The organism is Streptomyces sp. x-80 (genome assembly GCF_046549095.1).
In the GTDB taxonomy this organism is placed as follows: Bacteria; Actinomycetota; Actinomycetes; order Streptomycetales; family Streptomycetaceae; genus Streptomyces; species Streptomyces celluloflavus.
Window position 1 is genome coordinate 157,153 of sequence record NZ_JAJPWM010000002.1, and the last position, 24,597, is coordinate 181,749.

Annotated in this window: 22 protein-coding genes; 13 read left to right on the plus strand and 9 right to left on the minus strand. The window is 70.4% G+C overall.

Features of this window, described 5'->3' with window-relative positions; all coding sequences use genetic code 11:
• Positions 1 to 138 precede the first annotated feature (138 nt).
• The 3 genes from ACLJWH_RS03340 to ACLJWH_RS03350 all read left to right on the plus strand — a co-directional run bounded on the left by ACLJWH_RS03340 (position 139) and on the right by ACLJWH_RS03350 (position 2,210).
• Positions 139 to 732: a 50S ribosomal protein L25/general stress protein Ctc gene (locus tag ACLJWH_RS03340; protein WP_411140018.1), complete on the plus strand. Its 594-nt coding sequence runs from the start codon at positions 139 to 141 to the stop codon at positions 730 to 732.
• 284 nt (positions 733 to 1,016) lie between these two features.
• Complete coding sequence (pth, locus tag ACLJWH_RS03345) at positions 1,017 to 1,604, plus strand: aminoacyl-tRNA hydrolase (RefSeq protein ID WP_411140019.1); 588 nt, start codon at positions 1,017 to 1,019, stop codon at positions 1,602 to 1,604.
• A gap of 81 nt (positions 1,605 to 1,685) precedes the next feature.
• Positions 1,686 to 2,210: a hypothetical protein gene (locus tag ACLJWH_RS03350; protein WP_411140020.1), complete on the plus strand. Its 525-nt coding sequence runs from the start codon at positions 1,686 to 1,688 to the stop codon at positions 2,208 to 2,210.
• Between the two features lie 75 nt (positions 2,211 to 2,285).
• Here the strand turns inward: ACLJWH_RS03350 and ppc are convergent, their stop codons facing one another.
• Positions 2,286 to 5,063 (minus strand): phosphoenolpyruvate carboxylase, encoded by a 2,778-nt coding sequence (ppc, locus tag ACLJWH_RS03355; RefSeq protein WP_411140021.1) that lies wholly within the window; start codon positions 5,061 to 5,063, stop codon positions 2,286 to 2,288.
• Between the two features lie 259 nt (positions 5,064 to 5,322).
• On the opposite strand from ppc, the gene ACLJWH_RS03360 reads away from it, so the two are divergent.
• The 6 genes from ACLJWH_RS03360 to ACLJWH_RS03385 all read left to right on the plus strand — a co-directional run bounded on the left by ACLJWH_RS03360 (position 5,323) and on the right by ACLJWH_RS03385 (position 11,553).
• Positions 5,323 to 6,336 carry an acyl-CoA desaturase gene (locus ACLJWH_RS03360; protein ID WP_411140022.1) on the plus strand — a complete coding sequence of 338 codons (1,014 nt, stop codon included), beginning with the start codon at positions 5,323 to 5,325 and terminating at the stop codon, positions 6,334 to 6,336.
• Positions 6,337 to 6,358: 22 nt separating this feature from the next.
• Complete coding sequence (locus ACLJWH_RS03365; RefSeq protein ID WP_411140023.1) at positions 6,359 to 7,045, plus strand: TetR family transcriptional regulator; 687 nt, start codon at positions 6,359 to 6,361, stop codon at positions 7,043 to 7,045.
• A gap of 847 nt (positions 7,046 to 7,892) precedes the next feature.
• Positions 7,893 to 8,183 (plus strand): WXG100 family type VII secretion target, encoded by a 291-nt coding sequence (locus tag ACLJWH_RS03370; RefSeq protein ID WP_411140024.1) that lies wholly within the window; start codon positions 7,893 to 7,895, stop codon positions 8,181 to 8,183.
• A gap of 136 nt (positions 8,184 to 8,319) precedes the next feature.
• A complete protein-coding gene (locus ACLJWH_RS03375; protein WP_411140025.1) occupies positions 8,320 to 9,555 on the plus strand; it encodes a WXG100 family type VII secretion target in 1,236 nt (411 codons plus the stop codon).
• A gap of 28 nt (positions 9,556 to 9,583) precedes the next feature.
• On the plus strand, positions 9,584 to 10,705 hold the full coding sequence (locus ACLJWH_RS03380) for a hypothetical protein (RefSeq protein ID WP_411140026.1): 1,122 nt from the start codon (positions 9,584 to 9,586) through the stop codon (positions 10,703 to 10,705).
• A 215-nt stretch (positions 10,706 to 10,920) separates the two neighbouring features.
• Entirely contained in the window at positions 10,921 to 11,553 is a 633-nt protein-coding gene (locus tag ACLJWH_RS03385; protein ID WP_411140027.1) for a hypothetical protein, read from the plus strand.
• A gap of 23 nt (positions 11,554 to 11,576) precedes the next feature.
• On the opposite strand, the gene ACLJWH_RS03390 is transcribed toward ACLJWH_RS03385, so the two are convergent.
• Positions 11,577 to 11,939, minus strand: coding sequence for a VOC family protein (locus ACLJWH_RS03390; protein ID WP_411140415.1), 363 nt, complete (start codon positions 11,937 to 11,939; stop codon positions 11,577 to 11,579).
• A gap of 53 nt (positions 11,940 to 11,992) precedes the next feature.
• On the minus strand, positions 11,993 to 12,847 hold the full coding sequence (locus ACLJWH_RS03395) for a trans-aconitate 2-methyltransferase (RefSeq protein WP_411140028.1): 855 nt from the start codon (positions 12,845 to 12,847) through the stop codon (positions 11,993 to 11,995).
• A 161-nt stretch (positions 12,848 to 13,008) separates the two neighbouring features.
• Between ACLJWH_RS03395 and ACLJWH_RS03400 the strand changes: the two genes are divergently transcribed.
• Both ACLJWH_RS03400 and ACLJWH_RS03405 read left to right on the plus strand, forming a co-directional pair.
• Positions 13,009 to 13,506, plus strand: a complete 498-nt coding sequence (locus tag ACLJWH_RS03400; RefSeq protein WP_411140029.1) for a MarR family winged helix-turn-helix transcriptional regulator — start codon at positions 13,009 to 13,011, stop codon at positions 13,504 to 13,506.
• Positions 13,507 to 13,827: 321 nt separating this feature from the next.
• Positions 13,828 to 14,625 carry an SDR family NAD(P)-dependent oxidoreductase gene (locus tag ACLJWH_RS03405; protein ID WP_411140030.1) on the plus strand — a complete coding sequence of 266 codons (798 nt, stop codon included), beginning with the start codon at positions 13,828 to 13,830 and terminating at the stop codon, positions 14,623 to 14,625.
• A gap of 206 nt (positions 14,626 to 14,831) precedes the next feature.
• Here the strand turns inward: ACLJWH_RS03405 and ACLJWH_RS03410 are convergent, their stop codons facing one another.
• From ACLJWH_RS03410 to galT, 4 genes are all read right to left on the minus strand, one after another.
• Positions 14,832 to 15,605 (minus strand): response regulator transcription factor, encoded by a 774-nt coding sequence (locus ACLJWH_RS03410; RefSeq protein WP_411140031.1) that lies wholly within the window; start codon positions 15,603 to 15,605, stop codon positions 14,832 to 14,834.
• A 514-nt stretch (positions 15,606 to 16,119) separates the two neighbouring features.
• The gene (gene galK / locus ACLJWH_RS03415) at positions 16,120 to 17,313 is read right to left on the minus strand and encodes a galactokinase (RefSeq protein ID WP_411140032.1); all 1,194 of its coding nucleotides are present in this window, start codon (positions 17,311 to 17,313) and stop codon (positions 16,120 to 16,122) included.
• Positions 17,310 to 18,371 carry a UDP-glucose 4-epimerase GalE gene (gene galE / locus ACLJWH_RS03420; RefSeq protein ID WP_411140033.1) on the minus strand — a complete coding sequence of 354 codons (1,062 nt, stop codon included), beginning with the start codon at positions 18,369 to 18,371 and terminating at the stop codon, positions 17,310 to 17,312. The genes galK and galE overlap by 4 nt, the downstream gene beginning before the upstream one ends.
• The gene (galT, locus tag ACLJWH_RS03425) at positions 18,368 to 19,441 is read right to left on the minus strand and encodes a galactose-1-phosphate uridylyltransferase (RefSeq protein WP_411140034.1); all 1,074 of its coding nucleotides are present in this window, start codon (positions 19,439 to 19,441) and stop codon (positions 18,368 to 18,370) included. The genes galE and galT overlap by 4 nt, the downstream gene beginning before the upstream one ends.
• Before the next feature lie 262 nt (positions 19,442 to 19,703).
• Between galT and ACLJWH_RS03430 the strand changes: the two genes are divergently transcribed.
• Both ACLJWH_RS03430 and ACLJWH_RS03435 read left to right on the plus strand, forming a co-directional pair.
• The gene (locus tag ACLJWH_RS03430) at positions 19,704 to 21,395 is read left to right on the plus strand and encodes a sodium:solute symporter family protein (RefSeq protein WP_411140035.1); all 1,692 of its coding nucleotides are present in this window, start codon (positions 19,704 to 19,706) and stop codon (positions 21,393 to 21,395) included.
• A gap of 18 nt (positions 21,396 to 21,413) precedes the next feature.
• Positions 21,414 to 21,743, plus strand: a complete 330-nt coding sequence (locus ACLJWH_RS03435) for a hypothetical protein (RefSeq protein WP_411140036.1) — start codon at positions 21,414 to 21,416, stop codon at positions 21,741 to 21,743.
• 28 nt (positions 21,744 to 21,771) lie between these two features.
• Here the strand turns inward: ACLJWH_RS03435 and ACLJWH_RS03440 are convergent, their stop codons facing one another.
• Both ACLJWH_RS03440 and ACLJWH_RS03445 read right to left on the minus strand, forming a co-directional pair.
• Positions 21,772 to 22,476 (minus strand): response regulator transcription factor, encoded by a 705-nt coding sequence (locus tag ACLJWH_RS03440; RefSeq protein ID WP_411140037.1) that lies wholly within the window; start codon positions 22,474 to 22,476, stop codon positions 21,772 to 21,774.
• A 240-nt stretch (positions 22,477 to 22,716) separates the two neighbouring features.
• A complete protein-coding gene (locus tag ACLJWH_RS03445; RefSeq protein WP_411140038.1) occupies positions 22,717 to 24,516 on the minus strand; it encodes an ABC-F family ATP-binding cassette domain-containing protein in 1,800 nt (599 codons plus the stop codon).
• Between the last annotated feature and the right edge of the window lie 81 nt (positions 24,517 to 24,597).

Genomic DNA, 24,597 nt, shown 5'->3' on the forward strand with positions numbered 1-24,597 from the left:
GGTAGACTCACAGGGTTGCTCGGCGAGGGAGGCCGCACTTTTCTGTGTGGCTGGTCCGTAATCGACGCGCTCTTCGTAGCAGGTCTGTCGTGGGCCGGGTAACGGTCAGCAGTTTCCTGAGATACGAGGAGTGCAGCCATGGCTGAGGTCAAGATCGCCGCTGAGGTCCGTACCGACTTCGGTAAGGGCGCGGCCCGCCGTACGCGTCGCGAGAACAAGGTTCCGGGTGTGGTGTACGGCCACGGTGCCGAGCCGCAGCACATCGCCGTGGACAGCCACGCGCTGATGATGGCCCTGAAGACCCCGAACGTGCTGATCCGCCTTGAGGTGGACGGCAAGGACGCGCTGGTCATCCCGAAGGCCGTGCAGCGCGAGGCCATCCGCGGCTTCCTGGTCCACGTCGACTTCCTGGCCGTGCGCAAGGGCGAGAAGGTCACCGTCGAGATCCCGATCCTGACCGAGGGCGACCTGGCGCCGGGTTCGGGTCTGCTGGAGCACCTGCTCAACACCCTGCCGGTCGAGGCCGAGGCGACCCACATCCCGGAGTCGGTCACCGTCTCCGTCGAGGGTCTGAACACCGGCGACACCGTGCAGGCGAAGGACATCAAGCTGCCGGCCGGTTCGACGCTGGCCGTCGAGGACGACATCGTCGTGCTCCAGGTCGTCGCGGCGCAGGCCGAGGCGTCGGCCGAGGAGTCCGCGGGTGCGGGCGACGAGGCCGCTTCCGCCTGATCCGCACTCACTCAGAGCGCTTTCCAACCGCTGCCGCGCGCCTTTTGGGTGCGGGGTGGCGGTTGGGCTGTTTCATGGGGAGTTGCGCTGCGGCCGGCGGTGCGGTGGCCGGCTGTGTGGTGGTCGGCGGTACGCGGGCTGTGGTATTGCCATGGGTCGTATCGCAGCCGGTTGTCCGGCAATTGGCCGTACCGCGGCCGCTTGTTTCGTGAGCGGTTGTTTCGCAAGCGGTTGTTCTGTTTCGGGACTGGCGCAGGTGCCAGGTGGATGTGGGAGATACAGAGATGACGGACACAGACCCCTGGCTCGTGGTGGGGCTGGGCAATCCGGGCCCGGAGTACGCGGCGAATCGCCACAATGTGGGTTTCATGGTGGCGGATTTGCTGGCGGAGCGGATGGGCGGCCGGTTCAAGGCGCACAAGGCGCGGGCGCAGGTGGTGGAGGGCCGCATCGGTGCGCCGGGTCCCGGGAGTCGCCGGGTGGTGGTGGCGAAGCCGTTGTCGTTCATGAATCTGTCGGGTGGTCCGACGACGGCGCTGCGGGATTTCTACAAGGTTCCGCTGGCCAACATCATTGCGGTGCACGATGAGCTGGACATCGATTTCGGTGCGCTGCGGCTGAAACTGGGCGGCGGTGACAACGGCCACAACGGCCTGAAGTCCATCACGAAGTCATTGGGCGCGGACTATCACCGGGTACGGTTCGGGATCGGGCGGCCGCCGGGCCGTATGCCGGTGGCGGATTTCGTGCTGAAGGATTTCTCGTCGGTGGAGCGCAAGGAGCTGGATTACTTCGTGGACCGTGCGGCGGATGCGGTGGAGGCATTGGTGGCAGACGGTTTGGAACGGGCGCAGAGCACGTACAACACGTGAAATGGACAGTGCGTGCCAGGGCCTGACGAATAGTCGGCCGGAGGTTGACCGGGTGCCGCCGGATGGCCAAGGATCGCCGCCATGTCCAGAAGCCGTACGCATTCCCCTTCGGTGAAACGCAGTCGTGCCCGGAGAGCCGGTGAGAGCGCCTATGGGGCGCTGCTTGTCGTCCGGACCGGGCTGATGGGTGCGCTGGCGCTGCTGCTGCTGACCGCCGGGGTGTGGACGTCGTGGCGTACGGCGCAGTACGCGATGCTCGTGAAGGGGCGCGAGCACGGCACGATGACGGTGGCGGCGTGCCATGACGACCGGTGCACGGGCCCGTACGTACCGGCCGGCGGGACCGGTGAGCGGCGGGCGAAGGTGTCGATCGTGCAGGCCGCGGTGCCGGACCGGGGCAAGCCGGTCGAGGTGACGGTCAAGCCGGGTACCGAGCGTGCGGTGCGGACGGGGGCGGCCGGGGTGCTGCACGCGTGGGTGCCGTTCGCCGGGTCGTTGCTGCTGGCGGCGCTGGTGGTGGCGGGGGGCATGCGGCTGCGGCGTACGGCGTGGGCGATGGGGTTTTTCGGTGCGGTGCTGCTGGGGGCGGCGTTCGCGGCGCTGTAGGCGGGTGTGGCACGGCGGACGGCCCGCCCTCTTCGGATGGAAGGGGGCGGGCCGCTGTATGGGGTGCGGGGCCGGTCAGCCGGTGTTGCGGAGGCCGGCGGCGACGCCGTTGACGGTGAGCAGCAGGGCGCGGGCGAGGACGGGGTCGGCCTCTTCGCCGCGGGCGGCGGCCTCGCGCTGGCGGTGCAGCAGGGAGACCTGGAGGTAGGAGATCGGGTCGAGATAGGCGTCGCGGATGCGGAAGGTCTGGCGCAGGACCGGGTTGGAGTCGAGGAGTTCGTCCTCGCCGGTGATGCGCAGGACTTCCCGGACGGTGAGCGCGTGCTCGGTCTCGATGACGTCGAAGACATGCTTCAGGTCGTCGGGGACGAGGGTGTCGACGTAGTGCCGGGCGATCCGCAGATCGGTCTTGGCCAGGGTCATGGCGACGTTGGACAGGAAGTTGCGGAAGAAGTGCCAGTGCTCGTGCATCTCGTCCAGGACGCTGCCGAGTCCGGCTTCGCGGGCGGCCTTGAGGCCGGTGCCGACGCCGTACCAGCCGGGGACGATCTGGCGGGACTGGGTCCAGCCGAAGACCCAGGGGATGGCGCGCAGGCCGTCGAGTCCGGCGCCGCTGTCGGGGCGGCGGGAGGGGCGGGAGCCGAGGTGGAGTTCGGCGAGCTGGTCGACGGGGGTGGAGGCGAAGAAGTAGGCGGGCAGGTCGGGGTCTTCGACGAGGCGGCGGTAGGAGCCGTGTGCCGCGTCGGAGACGGTCTCCATGGTGGCGTCCCAGCGGGCCAGTGCCTCGTCGGACTGGCGGGGGGCGGTGTGCAGGGCGGACGCCTGGAGGGTGGCGGCGACGGTCAGTTCGAGGTTCTCCCGGGCGAGGGAAGGGATGAGGTACTTGTCGGAGATGACCTCGCCCTGTTCGGTGACCTTGATCTCGCCTTCGAGGGTGCCGTAGGGCTGGGCGAGGATCGCGTCGTGGGAGGGGCCGCCGCCGCGGCCGACGGTGCCGCCGCGGCCGTGGAAGAGGCGCAGCCGTACGCCGTGCCGGTGGGCGACGTCGCGCAGCAGGCGCTGGGCGCGGTGGATTTCCCACTGGCTGGTGGTGATGCCGCCGAACTTGGAGGAGTCGGAGTAGCCGAGCATGACCTCCTGGACATCGCCGCGGAGGGCCACCAGGCGCCGGTAGGAGGGGTCGGCGAGCATTTCGTCGAGGAGCTGGTCGGCGATCTTGAGCTCGTCGGTGGTCTCCAGCAGCGGGACGATGCCGATCTTGGCCCAGCCGGCGTGCAGGTCGATCAGTCCGGCCTCGCGGGCGAGGACGGCGGCGGCGAAGACGTCGTCGGAGCCCTGGCACATGGAGATGATGTAGGACTCGATGACCTCGGGCCCGAAGGTCTCCTTGGCCTTGTGGATGGTGCGGAAGACGCCGAGGGTCTTGGCACCGGCCTCGTCGAGGGGGGCGGGGGTGGGTGCCAGCGGGCGACGGGAGCGCAGTTCCTTGGCGAGGAGCTTGCGGCGGTAGTCGCGCGGCATGTCGACGTAGCGCCAGGATTCCTCGCCGAGACGGTCGAAGAGCTGGCCGAGGGCGTGGTGGTGGGCGTCGGCGTGCTCGCGGATGTCCATGGTGGCGAGCTGGAGGCCGAAGGCGGCGATGGTGCGCAGGGTGCGCTCCAGGCGGCCGTCGGCGACCAGGCCGCCGCGGTGTTCGCGCAGGGAGTCCTGGATGAGGGCGAGGTCGTCGAGGAGTCCGGCGGTGCCGAGGTAGTCGTGGCCGGGGACGTGCGGGGTGTCGGCGGCGAGGCGGTCGCGGGTGTTGACGAGCTTCTGGCGGATGCAGGTGGCCTTGAGGCGGTAGGGCTCCTCGACGTTCAGCCGCTTGTAGCGGGGGCTGATCTCCGGGAGGAGGTCGAGGTCGCTCCGGAGGGAGGTCAGGAGGGCGTCGGTGGCACCGCAGTTACGGATGGAGTTGGAGAGGGCGCCGCGCAGCTCGTCGACGTGTTCGAGGGCGTCGGTGATGCCGTGTTCGTGCTGGAGGATCAGGACGTCCCAGGTGACCTGGGGGGTGACGTTGGGGTTGCCGTCGCGGTCGCCGCCGATCCAGGTGCCGAAGGTGAGCGGGCGGGTGCCGGCGGGGAGGTGGGCGCCGGCGCGCTCCAGTTCGGCGGCGAGGTCCTCAAGGACGTCGCCGACGGCGCCGCGGCCGAGTTCATCGAGGTAGTAGATGGCGTTGCGGGCCTCGTCGGTGGGCTCCGGGCGGGCGACGCGCAGTTCGTCGGTCTGCCAGATGAGGTCGATGTTCTCGGCCAGGCGGAGGTCGGTGCGGCGGCGCTCGGTGGCGTCGGTGCGGTCGAGAAGTTCGGCGACCTTGCGGAGCTTGGTGAGGACGGAGCGGCGGGCGGCCTCGGTGGGGTGCGCGGTGAAGACGGGGCGGACGCCGAGGTGGGCGGCGGTCTCGCGCAGATGCTCGGGGTCGGCGTCCTTGAGCATGTCGGCGGTGCGAGCGAGGATGCTGCCTTCGGCGGCGCGCTTGGCGCGGAGTTCGCGGCCGCGGTGGACCTGCTCGGTGACGTTGGCGAGATGGAAGTAGGTGGAGAAGGCGCGGACGAGCTTGGCGGCGGTGGCCAGGTCGGTGTCGCCCAGGAGCCGCGCGGCGGCCTCGCCGTCGGAACGGGTCAGCGCGCGGACCCGCTCGACGAGGTCCAGGAGTTCTTGCCCCTCTTGGCGGACGAGGGTTTCGCCGAGGAGATCGCCGAGGCGGCGGATGTCGGCGCGCAGTGCGAGGGTGTCGCTCGCGGCACCGGGCTCGTCGGCCTGCCCGTTCTCGGTGGCGGCGCTCTCGGCGGAGGTGTTGTCGGCACTGCTCACAGGTGCGGCTCCTTGCAGTGATTGAGCACGTCAGGGCTTGCGGGCGGGTTGCGGACCGCGCTGTCCGACGTCCCCAGGATAGGTCTCCCCATTCCGCGCGGATCACACCGTCCGCTGGGTGGGCATCTGTGTGGTGGGTGTGGCGCGAGGGCCTGTCATGGCCTTGCTCGTGAGGGTGTCGCTGCCATACTTACGAAACCGTAGGTTACGGACCCGTAGCCGTGGCCTTACCCCCAGAGCCCCCGACGAGGGACACCACATGACCGCTGGTCCGGAAACCGTCGAAGAGTCACCGATTCCCGCCGATGCTCCGCTGCCGTCCGCGACGCTGGGCGGTGACAGCAAGCGTTCGCTGGAACAGATCACGCTGCTGCTGTTCATCACGGTGCCGTTCGTGGCACTGCTGGCGGCGGTGCCGCTGGCCTGGGGGTGGGGGGTGAGCTGGCTGGACCTGGGGCTGATGACGGCGATGTATTTCATCGGCTGCCACGGCATCACGATCGGCTTCCACCGCTATTTCACGCACGGCGCGTTCAAGGCGAGGCGCCCGCTGCGCATCGCGCTGGCCGTGATGGGGTCGCTGGCGGTGGAGGGGCCGCTGGTGCGCTGGGTGGCGGATCACCGTAAGCATCACAAGTTCTCGGACGCGGCGGGTGACCCGCATTCGCCGTGGCGGTTCGGTGAGACGGTGCCGGCGCTGATGAAGGGTCTGTGGTGGGCGCATATCGGCTGGATGTTCGACGAGGAGCAGACCTCGCAGCACAAGTACGCACCCGACCTGATCAAGGACTCCGCGATCCGTACCGTCTCGCGCCAGTTCGTCCTGTGGACGACGGTCTCACTGCTCTTCCCGCCGCTGGTGGGCGGGCTGGCGACCTGGTCCTGGCAGGGGGCGCTGAGCGCCTTCTTCTGGGGCTCGCTGGTCCGGGTGGCGCTGCTCCATCACGTCACCTGGTCGATCAACTCCATCTGCCATGCGGTCGGCAAGCGGCCGTTCAAGTCCCGGGACCGCTCCGGGAACGTGTGGTGGCTGGCGGTGCTCTCCTGCGGCGAGTCCTGGCACAACCTGCATCACGCGGACCCGACGTGTGCCCGGCACGGCGTGCTGAAGGGGCAGCTGGACTCCAGCGCCCGGCTGATCCGCTGGTTCGAGAAGGCGGGCTGGGCCTACGACGTCCGATGGCCCCAGGCGTCCCGCCTCGACGCCCGGCGCACCGAGGGCGGCGCCCGGCGCGAGGGCGGCGCCGCGCTGGGGGCACCTCCCGGCGTCTGACCGGGGAAGGCATGATTGACGAGTGGCGATCGACGGCAGCAGCGTGAGCAACAGCAAGGACAAGCCCTCCTCCGGCGCGGGCGCCAGACGGACCCGCCGGGTCCGGATGACCGGAGCCGAGCGCCGTGAGCAGCTGCTCGACATCGGTCGCACCCTCTTCGCCGAGCGCGGGTTCGAGGGCACGTCGGTGGAGGAGATCGCGGCGAAGGCCGGGGTGTCCAAGCCGGTGGTCTACGAGCACTTCGGCGGCAAGGAGGGCCTGTACGCGGTGGTGGTGGACCGCGAGATGCGGCAGCTGCTGGACATGGTGACCGGCGCGCTGACCGCCGGTCACCCGCGCGAGCTGCTGGAACAGGCCGCGTTCGCGCTGCTCGACTACATCGAGACCTACACCGACGGTTTCCGCATCCTGGTCCGCGACTCCCCCGTGGCCCAGTCGACCGGCACCTTCGCGTCCTTGATCAGCGATATCGCCACCCAGGTCGAGGACATCCTCGGCCTGGAATTCAAGGCCCGCGGTTTCGACCCGAAACTGGCCCCGCTCTACGCCCAGGCACTCGTCGGCATGGTCGCCCTGACCGGCCAGTGGTGGCTGAACGTCCGCAAACCGAAGAAGGCCGAGGTCGCCGCCCACCTGGTGAACCTGGCCTGGCACGGCCTGGACGGCCTGGAACCGAAACCACGGCTGATCGGGCATCGGCGGGCTTGAGCGGGGCGGGGGGATCCGCGCGTCGGGGGACCTGATCCGCGCGCCGGGGCCTGGGCGCGAATCGGGGGCCTGGGCGCGCATATCGGCGGGCTTGATCTCGTATCGGCGGGCTTTCTCTCGTACCGGCGGAGTCAGGGGGAGGCGGAGCGACGGGGGCGGTGGACGGGTGCGGTGCGACGGGGGCGGCCGGCACTGCGGTACGTGTGGGCGGGGCGGGCTCGTCACTGGTGATCGAAGGCCGCCGAAGAGCGACCTGGAACGACTTCACCGGCCTGGGCGCCTCCGCTGAACGGCAGGATCTGCGTCGCGATCGCAGGAGACTCCGGGCCGGCTCGTGAAGATGCTCCGGCTACCGGGTCAGCACGGCCGCGTTGCCGATCGTCCGGCGAAGCACCGCTTTCGTCCAGCACCACCCGCCTCAGGATTTCCGGCCGGTGGCCTGACGGACCTGTCTCATAGCCCGAAGGGCTGTCCCGTAATACCTGGCGGCCCGGCCGAATAGGAACGCCCATGCCCCGGCGGCCCGCTTCGAAGATCTTGCGGCAGACGCCGCTGGGGTCCGGCGGTGCGGGGCAGCGAATCAGCGCGGGACCGCCGCCTTCGTCGCATCATGCCTCCTCGCGCCTCCTCGCGCCTTCCGTGCGCCGCCGCATCGATATCCAGAAATTGCCGAGATCTCGACAATATTGACTATTCTCCGGAACATCCCTGTCTGCCGCAGTTGCCAGCCAGGCGCTTCCGGCCAAAAACCACAAGAAATTTTGCTCTTGGCATACGGGTTATTTGCGATACGGTGCCCGGGTAACGTGCCCGGAAAGGGCGTCCACTTGGGGGAGGGGACCGAGGCGTGCCGACAGATTTCAAGATCGATGTGCAGCGCGTACAGGGAATGCTGCACAAACTCGCGAATGCCGACGAGCGCATGCGGGACGCCACCGGACGTCTGAAAAAAGTGGGCCCGAAGGCGCTGGGCACCGAGGGGCTCGACGATGCGTGCGAAGAGTTTCAGTCACAGTGGGGCGATGGCATCAAACGTATCGCCGATGCCGCCAAAGACATCCACGAGAAGCTCAAGATGACGTTGGACGCCTATCAGGCCGGCGAGGAAGAGAACGCCAGGATGCTCGGCAAGAAGTAGGCGGCAGAGCCCGGCAAGAAATAAGCAGAACAAAAGCAAGCGACGGGAAAGAAGCCCGGCGAAGGAAGTCCGAAGAAGGAAGCACCGCACCGAGAAAGCTTTTCGCCCGAGGGGGAATCGCGTGTCCTGGCGGAGCATGTTCATCGAGGACGACTCGGCATGGCCCGGCGTCGGGTTCAATCCGGCCAAGGGTGATCTGCATGCCATCCAGGCACTCGCCTCCGATGTGAAGTCCGTCGGCGACGAACTGGACGAGCTCGATCATCTGCTCAAATCGGTCGGCAAAAGCGATGGCGCATGGGAGGGCGAGGCGGCACAGAACTTCGCGAAGAAGCTCGGCGAGCTGCCCAAGTATCTCCGGCAGGGCACCGAGTCCATGCACGACTGCGCCAAGGCGCTGAGCGGCTGGCACACCCAATTACAGGGGTTCCAGGACAAAGCCGGAAAGATCGAGGCGGAGGCCGCGACAGCCCGCAAGCAGGCCGAGGCCGATGAAGACCGTTACAAGGATCTCTACCGCAGGTACCAGCCGTACTTCGGACAGCCGATGGACGCGGCGGACGCCAACAAGATCAACGACGAGATGGACGCGGCCTCGGACCGGGCCAAGAATTCCAAGGAAAAACTCGACGACCTCATCCGCGAGGCCGAACGCATCCGGTCCCAGTGGAAGGACCGCGCCGGCGAGGCCGAACGCGCGATCCTCAAGGCGTCGGAGAATCACCCACCGGACCTGCATTGGTGGAACCGGGCCATCGACGGACTGAAGAGCGCGTGGCGCGATTTCAAGGACTGGCTCGTCGAGCATGCGGATTTGTTGTCGACGATCTCTGCGGGCCTCGCAGCCGCGGCACTGGCGTGCCAGGTCTTCCCCATCGGCGGCCAGATTGTGGGTGCCCTGCTCGGCGGCGCCTCCGCGGTCTGCGCGGCCGGAGCCATGGCGGGGCACTGGATGGGCAACGCCCGAGGCAACGGCACGCCCGGGTGGAAGATCGGCCTTGACGCGCTGGGTCTGCTTCCCGGCGTCGGCGGCGTGACCAAGGGCATTACGGCCGGCATCAAGAATGCCAGCGGCCTGGGAAAGGTCACGGGAGCCGTCAAAGGACTCGGCGACGGGAAGGTGATCGCGGCGAAAGCCGCCGAGAAGCTGCGGGCACCTTTTAGCCAGAAGATAATCAATGTAGGGCTCAAGCGCGCTTTCCAGGACGGCAAGGTACCGCCGAGGTGGGAAGCCGGCACGCAGACGGTCATCAAGGCGGGTTCCTTCGCCAACGGCGCCGTGCATCAGGTTTCCAGCCGCATCGGGGGCGACCGGAGCCAGCCGCAGAGCACCCCGTCCGGTCAGAAGTTCCACAGTGCGCTGGCTGCCTGAGCGGGGAAGCGGGGGAAGGGGGTAAAGCATGCCGGATTCCGTCGATGGCGGGGACGTTGCCGCAGCTTCTCTCCGGGATGAGTCGCCGAAGCTGCGCATCGGCTGGATCATGCCGCCGTTCGTCAGGGAACTGCCCGTTGACGTATCCGAAGCGGAAACGGCGGCAGCTCGCCTGCACGCGCTGGTGACCGATCTTCTGCCGAACCATTCGGCGGATGACCAGTATCGCTTCGCCCTCGGCCTCGCGGCTCAGCTGGAGCCGATGGTGGAGGCCGATGTGGTGTACGCCGGACTCTGCCTTCTGGAAGAGCAGGGTCACCCCAGCTTCTCGACCATTGTCGTCAGCAGATTCCGGCACGACAGCGACGACGAGGATCTGTTTCCGGCGATGCGCGAGGCGTTCGAGCGTAGATATCCCGATGCCGAGGTGCAGCAGGTGGAGCTGCCTTGTGGCCCCGCCCTCACACGCATCAGCAGTTACGGCTTCGTCATCGGCGCCCAGGAATCCCCTACGGGACAGGAAATCCCCGTCCAGCAAGCGCAGATCCAGGTGCACATACCCCTTCCCGATACCGGGGAGATGCTGGTCTTCGCCCTCGATTCACCATTCCCGGAGCAGTGGGACCTGCACTCCGAACTCTTCGCCGAGATCCTCAAGACGATCGGCTGGGGAACCGACCAGGATGTCGAGGACTACCGGGCCATGCGGCAGAGCGCCCCGGCCGCAGTGGAGCCGGACGACGCGGTGAAACAGGAGTTGTACTGGCACTCCAGCCGGCTGATGGACGCCGTGGCGCTGCGGGGCCGTATGGACAGCGGTCGGCAGCTCAGCTCCGTGACCTGCGGGACGTGTTGGGGCAAGGGCCTGCGGTCCGCGTGTTCGGCCCAACACCGTTGGCACATCGGCCAGGTGGCGGACGACGAGCTCCCGAACGCGCTGCCCCGGGTCATCGAGTCCTTCTCCTCACAGGGCTGGCAGACGGAAACGACGGATGAGGGCGTACGGGCACGGGCCGGAGACAGCGCGCCGGAGCGGTCGGCGGGCTATTCGTTCTCCGTATCCGTGGACACGGAGGCCAACACGTTCACCGCCGAGGTGACCTCACCCTGCGTACGTTCCTCGGCCGCAGTTGATTCCCTGTTCGGCTGACAAGGAGTTGAGGACCGTGCGGCCCGGATCTGGCGCAGAGACACGCGTCGGCCGATCCGGGAACGAGAGCTCGCGGATCAGCTCTCGACCGGGCCGCCCACGGCCTCGACCTTGGCCTCGGCCTCGGCCTCCGCGAACGAACATCCGTGACGAATAAAACGATACGGAAGAGAAGTCCGGCAGAGTCCTTCGTTGATCGACGAGAGGAACACAGCATGGGAACCGGCAACCTCACGAAACGGGTGCGATCCGCACTTCCGCCCGATGGCTTCCCCGCAGCGGTATTCACCGTGCACCACCTGCTGGACGGCAGCGAAGGGGGCGGTGACGCACCCAAGGAGTTACGCCCGCAGGTACTCGTGGGACATCACATGCGAGGTGACGGGTGGGCCCATGCTCTCTCCTTCATCCCTTTCGCTTTCAAGGTCGTTCTCAATGAATTCCCCTCCCCCTCCGCAGGATCCGACGACCCTGCGGTGAGAGTGCAGCGGCAGAAACAGAACAGTAAGTTCTTCGGTTCCTGGGACAGCCTGGCAGGGAAGCTGATGGCGGCGGCACAGCCACGATGCAGCGGAGGCGTGACGACCACCTTCGCACTGTCCGGAGATCAGGCGCGGTTCGTTTACTGGCAGCGGCGCCGCTGGGGTGCGAAGCTGGGCGATGCCCATGAACTGGGGGAATCTTTCCGTCGCGACAGCATCGCTTGGACACGCCGGCGGTCGAAGAACCTCGGCGAGTTCCAGTTCGGATTCGACGACGGCTCCTGGGGCACATTGCTCACTCCGGACAGCGATGCCTTCGTCGAACAATTCCCCCATACGTTGACGCACAAGGACCCCATCCCGTAACCCCACCCCGACCGGACGCCGCCTCACCCCTCCCCCGTCAGGAATTCCAGCCGGTTCCCCACCGGGTCCACCGAGAAGAAGCGGCGGTGTCCCGGCAGGTTGTCGTCCCAGGTGACGGGGGCGCCTCCGGCGGTGAGGGCGGCGGCGAAGGTGTCGATGCCGGTGACGCGGATGCCGGGGTGGGACTTCTTCGAGGGGTGGTGGCCGGGGTCGATGCCGAGGTGGATATGGGCCGTACCGGCCTCGAACCAGCAGCCGCCGCGGGCGGCGAGTGCCGGGGGCTTGGGGCGCTCCGTCATGCCGAGGAGGTCCACGTAGAAGGCCCGTAGGGCGTCCTCGGTACCGGGGGGTGCGGCGAGCTGGATGTGGTCGAGGCCGGTGATCACGACGGTCACCTCTTTCGGAGGGAAAGACAGGGGTGGGCGGCGGGACCGGGGTGCTAGTCGGGCCGGGGGCCGTCTGCCGTCGGCCCGTCGGGCCGGGGCTTGCGGGCGATCGCGAAGATGCGGCGGAAGGGGAAGACCGTGCCGTGCCGGCCGGTGGGATATGCCTTGCGCAGCAGGTCGCGGTATTCGGCGAGGAATTCGTCACGGGTCGCCAGGTCGTCCTCCAGGGCGGTGAGGACGGGGCGCAGGGCGGTTCCCTTGACCCAGTCCAGGACCGGGTCGTCGCCCTGGAGCAGCTGGACGTACGTGGTCTCCCAGGTGTCGGTGACACATCCGAGGTCGGAGAGGCGCTCCAGGTAGTCGGCCGGTTCGAGGATGTGGATGAAGCGGCGCCCGTGGTCGTTGAGGCGTTCGCGCCACTGCGGGGCGTCGCACAGTTCGCCGAGCAGGGCATGGCTGGGCGAGGTGAAGTTGCCGGGGACCTGGAAGGCGAAGGTGCCGCCGGGCGTGAGGGCCTCGATCCAGCGGGCGAAGGAGTCGGGGTGGTTGGGTACCCACTGGAGAGCCGCGTTGGAGACGATCAGGTCGTACCGCTCGCCGGGGTCCCAGTCGGCGGCGTCGGCCGGCGCGAAGTCGAGGTAGCCGCCGCCGGGGGTGGGCCCGGCGTGGATCTCGGCCTCCTTGAGCATCTCCGGGGAGTTGTCGAGACCGGTGATGTGCGCGTCGGGCCAGCGGGCGGCCAGCTCGGCGGTGACGTTTCCCGGACCGCAGCCGAGGTCGGCGATACGGGCGGGGGTCCCCTGGCGCGGCAGCTCCGGTATCCGGGCGAGCAGGTCGCGGAAGGGCCGGGTGCGGTGCCCGGAATGACGGAGGTACTGCTGCGGATCCCAGGTAGGTGCATCGTGCATATTCGAAACCCCTTTGCTGGTACAGGGCTGACACCGGGCGTACACAGGGCTGGTTCGCGCCAACCCGAGTGGTGCTTCCCGCCGACGATGCCCAATAGTCCAGCCAAATATATCTTGATGTCAAGAGACTTCATATCGACAGACCCTCTACACTGATCGTCATGGAGGACGAGGTCGACCGACTGGTCGCAGCATGGCGCCGAGAGCGCCCGGACCTCGACGTGGAACCACTTGAGGTCCTCAGCCGGGTTTCCAGGCTGGCCAGGCACCTCGACCGGGCCCGCCGCCTCGCCTTCTCCGAGGTGGGCCTCGAACCCTGGGAGTTCGATGTGCTCACCGCGCTGCGCCGCGCCGGAGCGCCGTATCAGCTCTCCCCCGGTGCGCTGCTGACCCAGACCCTGGTCACCTCCGGGACGATGACCAACCGTATCGACAGGCTCGCCAAGAAGGACCTCGTCGAACGGCTGCCCGACCCCAGCGACCGGCGCGGTGTGCTGGTACGGCTGACCGCCGAGGGCCGCGACAAGGCCGATGAATCGCTGGCCGCGCTGCTGACACAGGAGCGCGCCATCCTCGCCGAACTCTCCCGCCAGCAGCGCGGCGAGCTGGCCGGCCTGCTGCGCCGGCTGACCGGCCCGTTCGACAACACCCCCGGCTGACGGCAGCGCGCCCGGCCGGTCGGCGAGATCCCCGGCCGACGGCAATGTTCCGGACCGACGACCACACTTCCGGTTGACGGCCCGGATGCCTGGCTGACGTCCCCCCTTTCGACGCTTCATTCCGGACGGTACGGCGTAGCGTCGGCGGACGGTGGGACGGGCGGGCGAGTGGACGGGCGGACCACCCGCATCGGTACGCCGTTCCCCTGCGCCTTCGGGGTCGAGGTCAGCCCATCCGTCCCGTCTCGCGCCCGTCCGCACACCCGGCGCACCGTAGGACGTCCTCTTGCCCACAGCCTCCCGGTGGGCTTGGATCGCGCCATGAATCCGCAGTACGAACCGCGTCCGGCGCCCGGTGGCCCCTACGGCAGGCGGTTTCCCGGCCGTACGGTCCTGGTGACCGGTGCCGCCGCCGGAATCGGCGCGGCCACCGCCGACCGGCTGGCGGCCGAAGGCGCCGGGGTCCTGCTGCTGGACATCGACGACGCGCGCGGCGAGCACACCGCGCGGCGCATCCGGGCGGCCGGCGGCCGGGCCTCGTACGAGCACTGCGATGTGGCGCGGGAGGACGACTGGCAGCGCGCCGTCGAGGCCGCGCGGCAGCGCTACGGACCGGTCGACGCGCTGGTCAGCAACGCCTACCTGCCGGGCGCCGCCGCCGTCGACCGGACGCCGCTCGCCGACTGGGAGCGGCAGCTCGCGGTCAATCTCACCGGGTCCTTCCTCGGTGTGCGCGCCGCTCTGGAGGACCTGCGCGGCCGGCACGGCGCGGTGGTGCTGACCTCGTCCGTGCACGCCCTGATCGGGCTGCCGGGGCGCCCCGCGTACGCCGCGTCCAAGGCCGGGCTGACCGGACTGGCCCGGCAGTTGGCGGTCGAGTACGGGCCCGAGGTGCGGGTCAACAGCGTGCTGCCGGGGCCGGTCCTGACGGCCGCCTGGGACGGTATCGGCGATGCGGAGCGGCAGGCCAGCGCCGCCCAGACCGCGGCGCGGCGGCTGGGCCGGCCCGAGGAGGTCGCCGCGGCCATCGCGTTCCTGCTGTCCCCCGAGGCGTCCTTCGTGACCGGCGCGAGCCTGGTCGTGGACGGCGGCTGGAGCGTGTACAAGAACTCGTCCTGAGCCGGCGGCGGGAGCGATGTGCCGACGGCATGCATACCGGTGACACGCACGCCGGTGACCTGCCGTGGTGCGTCCCGTACGTCACGCCGCCCGCTCGCGGGAGCGCCGTCCTGACCGGCCCCGGCGGCCGGACCGGGCCGGGCGAACAGCCGGGAGCCGGGCGCGTGTCGGGGCGCGGCGGGCGCGCGGCCGGGTCCCCGCGCCCGTCAGGGCACCGAGAGCGAGGCGGTGGCCGTCGCCAGGTCGGCCGGGCCCACACCGGCCCGGCGGGCCAGTGCCACCGCCGCGAGGGTGGAGTGCACGCCGAGCTTGCCGAGCACGTTCTGCATATGCGTACGGACGGTGTGCGGGGAGAGGAACAGCCGCTCGGCGACCGCCTTGCGGCCCAGTCCGGCCACCATGCAGCGCAGCACCTCCAGTTCGCGCGGCGTCAGCGACTCCACCAGCCGTTCGCTCTCCGTACGGTGCTTGCGGGCCGCGGTCAGTTCGCGCAGGACGCCGGTGAGCAGGGCGGGCGGCAGATGCGTCTCGTCGCGCAGCACGCCGCGGATGACGGCGAGCAGCCGGGAGAGCGAACAGTCCTTGGCGACCCAGCCCGAGGCGCCGGCCTGGAGGGCGGCGGCCGCGCGGCGCGGGTCGTCGCGCTCGGCGAGGACGACGGTGCGCAGGTACGGATGGCTGGTGCGGACGCCGGAGACCAGCGCGATGCCGTCCACGGGGCCGCGCGGGGTGCCGTCGCGGGCCGGGGACGCCTGTGGGGGCACCGTCGTCAGCGGCTGTGCGAGGGTGCCGAGGTCGGCGTCGGCGAGCAGCACGTCGAAGCGGCGGCCGTCGGCGGCGGCCCGCTCCAGACTGCGCAGGGCCATGGGGCCGCTGCCCACGGCCGCCACGTCCACGTCCTGTTCCGCCGCCAGCGCGGCGGCCAGGGATTCGGCGAAGATACGGTGGCCGTCGACCACCAGAACCCGGATGCGTTGCACACAGACCCCCTGTCTCGGGGAACGGACCCTAGCGGGCGCGACGCCAGGATTGAACATCGCCTCGGCGGCCCGGCCGCCGCCGCGCCGCGGAGCCGTCCACCCGGGCGTCACACCCGTCCCCTCGCCCGTCCTGCGGCGCGGAGCGGCCCGGCTCACCCCTGATCGCGCCGGCCCCCATCGGCGCTGGTCCCAGCCTACGGACGGGGTGCGGCGGCGGAAGGCGAATGGCGAAACTGTTCCGCGCGGATGGGGCCGACGGGGCCCACGGCCTCTTCTGGTGCGGGATCCGGGGGTTTTCGTCTCGATCCGTTCGCCGGGGGCCATATGTCGTCGGTCCGGATGCCGTCGGTCCGGATGACCCCTGTCTCCATGCCCCTGCCGCGATACCGGCGGTCCGAGGACTGGCGGCCTGCTTGCCATCGGCCCGCCGCGGCCCTCGTCCGCGCCGCCTCGTCCGCCGGGCCTCGTCCGCCGGCCGATGGTCCCCCTGCCGTCGGCCCGCCGGTCCGCGCGCTCACGCCAGGCGGTGGGCTCCCGCGCTCGGTACGGCCGGGAAGATCCGCGGCGCGGTGTGGCCGGCCGCCGCGAACGCGTCGGTGACCGCCGCGCCGACGGACGCCTCGGCCGCCGCCTCGACCAGGACGATCGCCGAGCCGCCGAAGCCGCCGCCGGTCATCCGGGCGCCCAGCGCGCCCGCCGCGCGGGCGGTGTCGACGGCGAGGTCCAACTCGGCGCAGGAGACCCTGAAGTCGTCGCGGAGCGAGGCGTGGCCCGCGGTCAGCAGCGGGCCGATGGCGCGGGTGTCGCCCGCGTCCAGGCGCGCGATGACCTCTTCGACGCGGTGGTTCTCGGTGACGACGTGCCGCACCAGCGCCTGGACGGCCGGCTGTCCGGCCAGGGCGTCCAGGGTCTCGGGCAGCTGCGCGTACGGCACTTCGCGCAGGGTGTGCACGCCGAGCGCCCGCGCACCGCGCTCACAGCCGGCGCGCCGCTGCGCATACGCGCCGTCGGCCAGTGCGTGCCGTACGCGGGTGTCCACGACCAGCAGCCGCAGTCCGTCCGCCGCCAGGTCGAACGGGACCTGCCGCCGGGCGAGGTCACGGGTGTCCAGGAGGAGGGCGTGGCCCGTGGTGCAGCAGGCGGCGGCGGTCTGGTCCATGATTCCGCAGGGCACGCCGACGAACGCGTTCTCGGCGCGCTGGGCGAGCGTGGCCAGCCGCTGCCGGTCGAGGCCCAGTCCGTACAGGTCGTTGAGGGCGAGCGCGGTGACGACCTCCAGGGCGGCGGAGGAGGACAGTCCGGCGCCGGTGGGCACCGTGCTGTCGTAGTGCAGGTCCGCGCCGCCGACCGACAGTCCGGCCGCCCGCATCGCCCAGACGACGCCCGCCGGGTAGGCGGCCCAGCCGCCGGCGCCCGGGGGCCGCAGTTCGTCGGCGCGCAGTTCGACGGGGCCGCCGTCGGCGTCGCTGGAGTGCAGCCGCAGCAGACCGTCGGTGCGGGCCGTGGCGGCGGCGACGGTGGTGTGCGGGAGGGCCAGCGGCAGGACGAACCCGCCGTTGTAGTCGGTGTGTTCACCGATCAGGTTGACCCGGCCGGGCGCCGCCCAGAGACCGGTGGGGGCGGCGCCGTACACCGCGCGGAAGGCCGCCGCGGTCCGCCGGGCGCCGTGTTCGTGCGCCGGGGCCGGGGCGGCGGCGTGCGGGCTCATGCGCGCTCCCGGGTCCGTTCGAGGTACTGGGTGAACTGCCAGGCGTCGGCGACGATACCGGCCAGGTCGGCGCGGCGGGGCCGCCAGCCGAGCCGGTCGGCGGCCGTCTGCGCGGCGGCCACCAGGACGGCCGGGTCGCCGCCGCGGCGCGGGGCGAGGATCTCGGGGACGGGGTGTCCGGTGACCTTGCGAACGGTGTCGATGACCTCGCGGACGGAGAAGCCGTTGCCGTTGCCGAGGTTGCAGATGAGGTGTTCGCCGGGACGGACGCGGCGGCGCGCGGTGTCTCCTGCCGGGGCGGTGGCGGGAGACGGGAGGGCCGCGTCGAGGGCGAGGAGGTGGGCCTCGGCGAGGTCGGCGACATGGAGGTAGTCGCGGACGCAGGTGCCGTCGGGGGTGGGGTAGTCGTCGCCGTAGACCTGTATCGCCTCGCGCTTGCCCTGCGCGACCTGGAGCAGGAGCGGGATGAGGTGCGATTCGGGGTCGTGGCGCTCGCCGTAACCGCCGTAGGCGCCCGCGACGTTGAAGTAGCGCAGCGAGACGGCGGCCAGGCCGTGGGCGGCGGCCGCGCCGCCGATCAGGTGGTCGACGGCGAGTTTGCTCGCGCCGTACGGGCTGGTCGGCGCGGTGGCGGCGGTCTCGGTGAGGGGGGCGCCGGCGGATTCGCCGCCGCAGGTGGTGGGGTCGCCGTAGGTGGCGGCGGTGGAGGAGAAGACCAGGGTGCGGATATCGGCCGCGCGCATCGCGGCGAGCAGGTCCATGGTGCCGCCGACGTTGTTGCGCCAGTACTTCTCGGGGTCCGCGACGGACTCGCCGACCTGGGAGAAAGCGGCGAAGTGCAGCACCGCGTCGTAGCCGGGGCCGATGTGGCGGGCGGCGTCCTGGATACGGCCCTCGATGAAGCGGGCCCCGTCGGGGACGCCCGCGCGGTGGCCGGTGGACAGGTCGTCCAGCACGGTCACGTCGTGGCCGGCTTCCAGCAGATGTGCGGTGACCACGCTGCCGATATACCCCGCCCCGCCGGTGACCAGGTAATTCCGGATTGCTCGCTCACTCACTCGCTCGCTACCTCTCGCAGTCGCTCGGCCGCGGCCTCCGGCGGCACGTCGTTGATGAACACGTTCATGCCGGATTCGGAACCCGCGAGAAATTTCAGCTTGCCGGGAGTCCGGCGGATGGTGAAAAGCTCGAGGTGGAGCGCGAACTCGGCGCGGTCCGCGGCGTGTACGGGCGCCTGGTGCCAGGCGGCGATGTACGGCGTGCGGGCGGCGCCGGCCACGCTCTTCCCCCGGCCGTTCCCCTCGTCGAAGATCCGGTCGAAGCGCCGCAAGAGTTCCAGGTAGAGCTGTGGGAATTCTGTGCGCGCGGCGTCGTCCAGGGCGGTCAGGTCGGGCACCCGGCGCCGGGGGTAGAGGTGCACCTCGTACGGCCAGTGGGCGGCGTAGGGGACGAAGGCGGTCCAGTGCTCGCCGGTCAGCACGATACGGCGGCCGTCGGCCCGTTCCTCGGCGAGGACGTCGTCGAAGAGGTTGCGGCCGCCGGTCCGGGCGCGGTGGGCGGCGAGCGAGTCGAGCATCCGGGCGGTGCGCGGGGTGGTGAAGGGGTACGCGTAGATCTGGCCGTGCGGGTGGCCGAGGGTGACGCCGATCTCGGCGCCGCGGTTCTCGAAGCAGAAGACCTGAGCCACGCCCGGGAGCCGGGACAGTTCCGCGGTGCGGTCGGTCCAGGCCGCCAGGACCAGGGCGGCCTGGTCCTCGGTGAGGTCGGCGAAGGACGCGTCGTGGTCGGGGGTGAAGCAGACCACCTCGCAGCGGCCGCTGTCGCCGGCGAGGGAGGGGAAGCGGTTCTCGAAGACGGCCACGTCGTAGTCGGCGGCGGGGATCTCGGAGAGCCGGCCGTCGCGGGAGGGGCAGAGCGGGCAGGCGTCGGCCGGCGGGTGGTAGGTGCGGGCCTGGCGGTGCGAGGCGATCGCGACCCGGTCGCCGAGCAGCCGGTCGTGGCGGATTTCGGCGGCGGTGGCCACGGGTTCGAGCGGGCGGCGGTCGGCGGCGTCGCGGACCGCGTCCTCGTGTGCGTCGTAGTAGATGAGCTCCCGGCCGTCCGCGAGCCGGGTCGTCGTCTTCTTCACGGGAGCTCCTCAGCACTCCGACCAAACACAAACAAACACAATGAAGCACAAGCAAACAGCGGCGTCAACGCCTGGCACTCCAGCGGACATTGCGGAACGAAGCGGACGCATGGCGGCCGATTCAGCAAACAGAATCAACAAAACTGTTCAATTCCGGGTGCCTCAGGCGTAGCTTTTTGTTCGTTCCGATTGCGCGATGCGGCGTCCTCCGGAAGGCGCCGCGGCCACCGGCCCCGCTGCGTCCCCCCGAAACGAGTGCCCCATGATCACCCTGGCCGAAGGGCTACGGCTCCCCACCAACTGGCTCGACTACACCATCCTGGCCCTCTACTTCGCCGTCGTCCTCGGCATCGGCCTCGCGGCCAGGCGGAGCGTCCGTACGAGCCTGGACTTCTTCCTCTCCGGCCGGTCGCTGCCCGCCTGGGTCACCGGTCTGGCCTTCGTCGCCGCCAACCTCGGCGCCACCGAGATCCTCGGCATGGCCGCCAACGGCGCGCAGTACGGGGCGTACACCGTCCACTGGTACTGGATCGGCGCGATCCCGGCGATGGTCTTCCTCGGCCTGGTGATGATGCCGTTCTACTACGGCTCCAAGGTCCGCTCCGTACCGGAGTTCCTGCTGCACCGCTTCGGGCCGTCCTCGCACCTGCTGTCCTCGGTCATCTTCGCGGTCTCCTCGGTGCTGATCGCGGGCGTCAACCTGTACGCGATGGCCATCGTGTTGCAGGCGCTGCTCGGCTGGCCCCAGTGGGTGGCGATCGTGGTCGCCGGCTTCTTCGTCCTGGCGTACATCACCATCGGCGGCCTCTCCTCGGCGATCTACAACGAGGTGCTCCAGTTCTTCGTCATCCTGGCCGCGCTGATCCCGCTGACCATCGTCGGCCTCAAGCGCGTCGGCGGCTGGCACGGCCTGACCGACTCGCTCACCGCCACGCACGGTGACGCCTTCCTGAGCGCCTGGCAGGGCACCGGCATCGGCGAGGCCAATCCGCTCGGCGCGAACTGGCTGACCATCGTCCTCGGCCTCGGCTTCGTGATGAGCTTCGGCTACTGGACGACGAACTTCGCCGAGGTGCAGCGCGCGCTGTCCGCGAAGAACCTCTCCGCCGCCCGGCGCACCCCGCTGATCGCCGCCTTCCCCAAGATCTTCATCCCGCTGGTGGTGGTCGTCCCCGGCCTGATCGCGGTGGTCATGGAGCCGGCCCTCGGCAAGGGCGACCCCGCGCAGGGCGGCCTCCAGTACAACGACGCGATCCCGGTGCTGATGCGCGATCTGCTGCCCAACGGCGTGCTCGGCATCGCCGTCACCGGTCTGCTCGCCGCGTTCATGGCCGGTATGGCGGCGAACGTGTCGTCCTTCAACACCGTCTTCACCAACGACATCTGGGGCGCGTACCTCAAGAAGGGCCGCCCGGACGGCTATTACCTCACCACCGGGCGCGTGGTCACCGCGATCGGCGTGCTGATAGGCATGGGCACCGCCTTCATCGCCTCGTCCTTCAGCAACATCATGAACTACCTCCAGACGCTGTTCTCCTTCTTCAACGTCCCGCTGTTCGTGGTGTTCATCATCGGCATGTTCTGGAAGCGGACCAGCGCCGCGGCCGGATTCTGGGGGCTGCTGTCCGGCACGGTCGCCGCGATGGTCAACTACTTCTGGCTCTACAAGCAGGGCATCATCGCCATCCCCTCCGAACAGGGCGCCAACTTCGTCTCCTCGATCGTCGCGTTCGTCGTCGGCGCCCTGGTGATGGTGGCGGTCACCCTGGTCACCGAGCCCCGGCCGGCCGCGTCCCTGGCGGGCCTGGTCTACGGCACCGCCGCCCCCGGCGGGCCGGACGGCAGCGCGGAGCTGCGGGCCGCCGGCGACGACGCCTGGTACCGCAAACCGGCCGTGCTCGGCTGGGGCGCCGTCGCCCTCGCCGCCCTGTGCTACGTCCCCTTCTCCTTCTGAGCCCGCCAGGAGCGCACCATGAGCGACCACGACCACGACCGCCGGCACCAGGCCGGGGAACCGGCACCCGAATCCGCGACCGCCGCCCGGCTCTTCGACGTCCGGCGCATCATCGGCGGCCTGTTCGTCGTCTACGGGGTGATCGTCACCCTGGCCGGGCTCACCGCCTCGGACGCGGACCTGAAGAAGGCCCAGGGCATCAACATCAACCTCTGGACGGGCCTGGGCATGCTCGCGCTCGGGCTGTTCTTCCTCGTCTGGCTGAAGCTGCGCCCGGCGGTCCCACCGACGGCGGCGGAGCTCGACGAGGGTGCCCCGGCGGGCACTTCGGACGGCTCCGCGCACTGAGCGGCGGGCCCGCCGTCCCGCGCGGACGCTACGCCGGCGGGCCCGCCGTGTCCGATTCCGCCGCCCCGCCGAGCGCCACCCGCTCCAGCAGCCCGGTGCGCGCGGCCAGCGCGGCGGCCTCCAGCCGGGAGCCCACCTCCAGCTTCATCAGCACCCGCTGGACGTGCGTACGCGCGGTGCTCGGCGCGATGGCCATACCGGCCGCGATGAGCCGGGTGTCCTCACCGTCCGCGACCCGCATCAGCACCTCGACCTCGCGCGGGGTGAGCAGCTGAAGCAGCCGCGCGCCCTCGTCGTCCGGCTGGGGCACGGGGTGCAGCAGCTCCTCGAACGCCTGCCGCAGCAGTTGCGGGGCGATGGCCGCCTCACCCGCCCGCGCCTTCATCATGGCGCGTTCCACCCCCTCGATCCGCTCGTCGTTACGGACATATCCGGAGGCCCCGGCGGCGAAGGCGGCGGCGATCCCGCGCGGGCTGGGGACCGGGCCCAGCACGACGACCGCGACCTGCGGCCGTTCCCGCTTGATCCGTACGACCGGGTCGAAGGCGCCCGGCTCGGCGGGCGCGGCGGTGCCCAGCAGGCACACCTCGGGCGCCCGGCTCACCACCAGGTCCGCCGCCCCGGCGCTCGGCGCGGCGGCGGCCAGTACGCGGTGGCCGCGTAATTTCAGGGCCGAGGCGAGCGCCTCGGCGAGCAGACGGTGATCGTCGACCACCATGAGCCGCACGCCCATGGACCAACCCCTTCTCCCCGGCGGAGCCGCCCCGGTCCCCCGCCGGGCCCGTTGTCCCCGGGAAGCTACACGCTCGCCCGGCGAAGCGCGCCCCCTACCGGGGAGAAGACCACCGGAACGCGGGAATCCCGGCCATTCGGGGCCGGTTGCCGCCCTCCCGGGCCGCCCGCGGGCGGTGCGGGAGGTGCGGGAGGTGCCGCGCGCGGTACGCGCCTCCCCACCGCCCGGCCGTCGGCGGGGCTACGCGTCGTCGGCCAGCTCCAGCCAGCGCATCTCCAACTCGTCCCGCTCGCCCGCCAGTTCGCGCAGCTGGGCGTCGAGTCCGGCGACCTTCTCGAAGTCGGTGGCGTGCTCGGCGATCTGCGTGTGCAGCTTCTTCTCCTTGTCGCCGACCTTGTCCAGCTGCCGCTCGATCCGCTGGAGTTCCTTCTGCGCCGCGCGGTTGACGGCGGCGGCCTTCTTGGGCGCCACGGTCTGCTGGGCGGGCACCGGCGCCGCGGCGTCGATCACCTGCTGACGGCGCTCCAGGTACTCGTCCAGGCCGCGCGGCAGCATCCGCAGCGCGGCGTCGCCCAGCAGCGCGAAGACCCGGTCCGTGGTGCGCTCGACGAAGTACCGGTCGTGGCTGATGACGATCAGCGAGCCGGGCCAGCCGTCGAGCAGGTCCTCCAGCTGGGTGAGGGTCTCGATGTCGAGGTCGTTGGTGGGCTCGTCGAGGAAGAGCACATTGGGCTCGTCCATCAGCAGCCGCAGGATCTGGAGCCGGCGCCGCTCACCGCCGGACAGGTCGCCGACCGGCGTCCACTGCTTCTCCTTGCCGAATCCGAACCGCTCGCACAGCTGCCCGGCGGTCATCTCCCGGCCCTTGCCGAGATCGACCCGCTCACGGATCTGCTGGACGGCCTCCAGCACCCGCAGCGCGGGGTCGAGTTCGGCGACCTCCTGGGAGAGATGGGCCAGCTTGACGGTCTTGCCGACGACGACCCGGCCGGCCGCCGGCTGCGCCTCGCCCTGGGTACGCGCCGCCTCGGCCAGCGCCCGCAGCAGCGAGGTCTTGCCGGCGCCGTTCACGCCCACCAGGCCGATCCGGTCGCCCGGACCGAGCTGCCAGGTCAGATGCCTGAGCAGCACCTTCGGCCCGGCCTGGACGGTGACGTCGGTGAGCTCGAAGACGGTCTTGCCCAGCCGGGAGCTGGCGAAGTTCATCAGCTCGGCGGTGTCCCGCGGCGGCGGTACGTCCGCGATCAGTTCGTTGGCGGCCTCGATGCGGAACCGCGGCTTGCTCGTCCGGGCCGGGGCGCCGCGCCGCAGCCACGCCAGCTCCTTGCGCATCAGGTTCTGCCGCTTGGCCTCCTCGGTGGCCGCGATCCGCTCCCGTTCGGCCCGCGCGAAGACGTAGTCGCTGTAGCCGCCCTCGTACTCGTGCACATCGCCGCGCTGGACGTCCCACATCCGGGTGCAGACCTGGTCCAGGAACCACCGGTCGTGGGTGACGACCACCAGGGCGGAGCGGCGGGCCCGCAGATGCCCGGCCAGCCACGAGATGCCTTCCACGTCGAGGTGGTTGGTGGGCTCGTCCAGCACGATCAGGTCCTGCTCGGCGATCAGCAGCTTGGCCAGTGCGATCCGTCGGCGCTCGCCGCCGGACAGCGGGCCGATGACGGTGTCCAGGCCCTGTCCGAAGCCCGGCATGTCCAGTCCGCCGAACAGTCCGGTCAGCACATCCCTGATCTTGGCGTTGCCCGCCCACTCGTGGTCGGCGAGGTCACCGATGACCTCGTGCCGGACGGTGGCGGCCGAGTCGAGGGAGTCGTGCTGGGTGAGCACGCCCAGCCGCAGGCCGCCGGAGTGCGTGACGCGGCCGTCGTCCGCGGCCTCCAGCTTGGCGAGGATCCGGATCAGGGTGGTCTTGCCGTCCCCGTTGCGCCCGACGACGCCGATCCGGTCCCCCTCGTTGACGCCGAGCGAGACACCGTCGAGCAGGGCACGGGTCCCGTAGACCTTGCCGACGGCTTCCAGATTCACGAGGTTGGTGGCCATTGCGCTCCTTGCTGCCTGCTGCCCGCGGCTCCGGTCGGCGCACGCTCCTGGGCCTTTCCAGGATCCCATGACGCCGCCGGA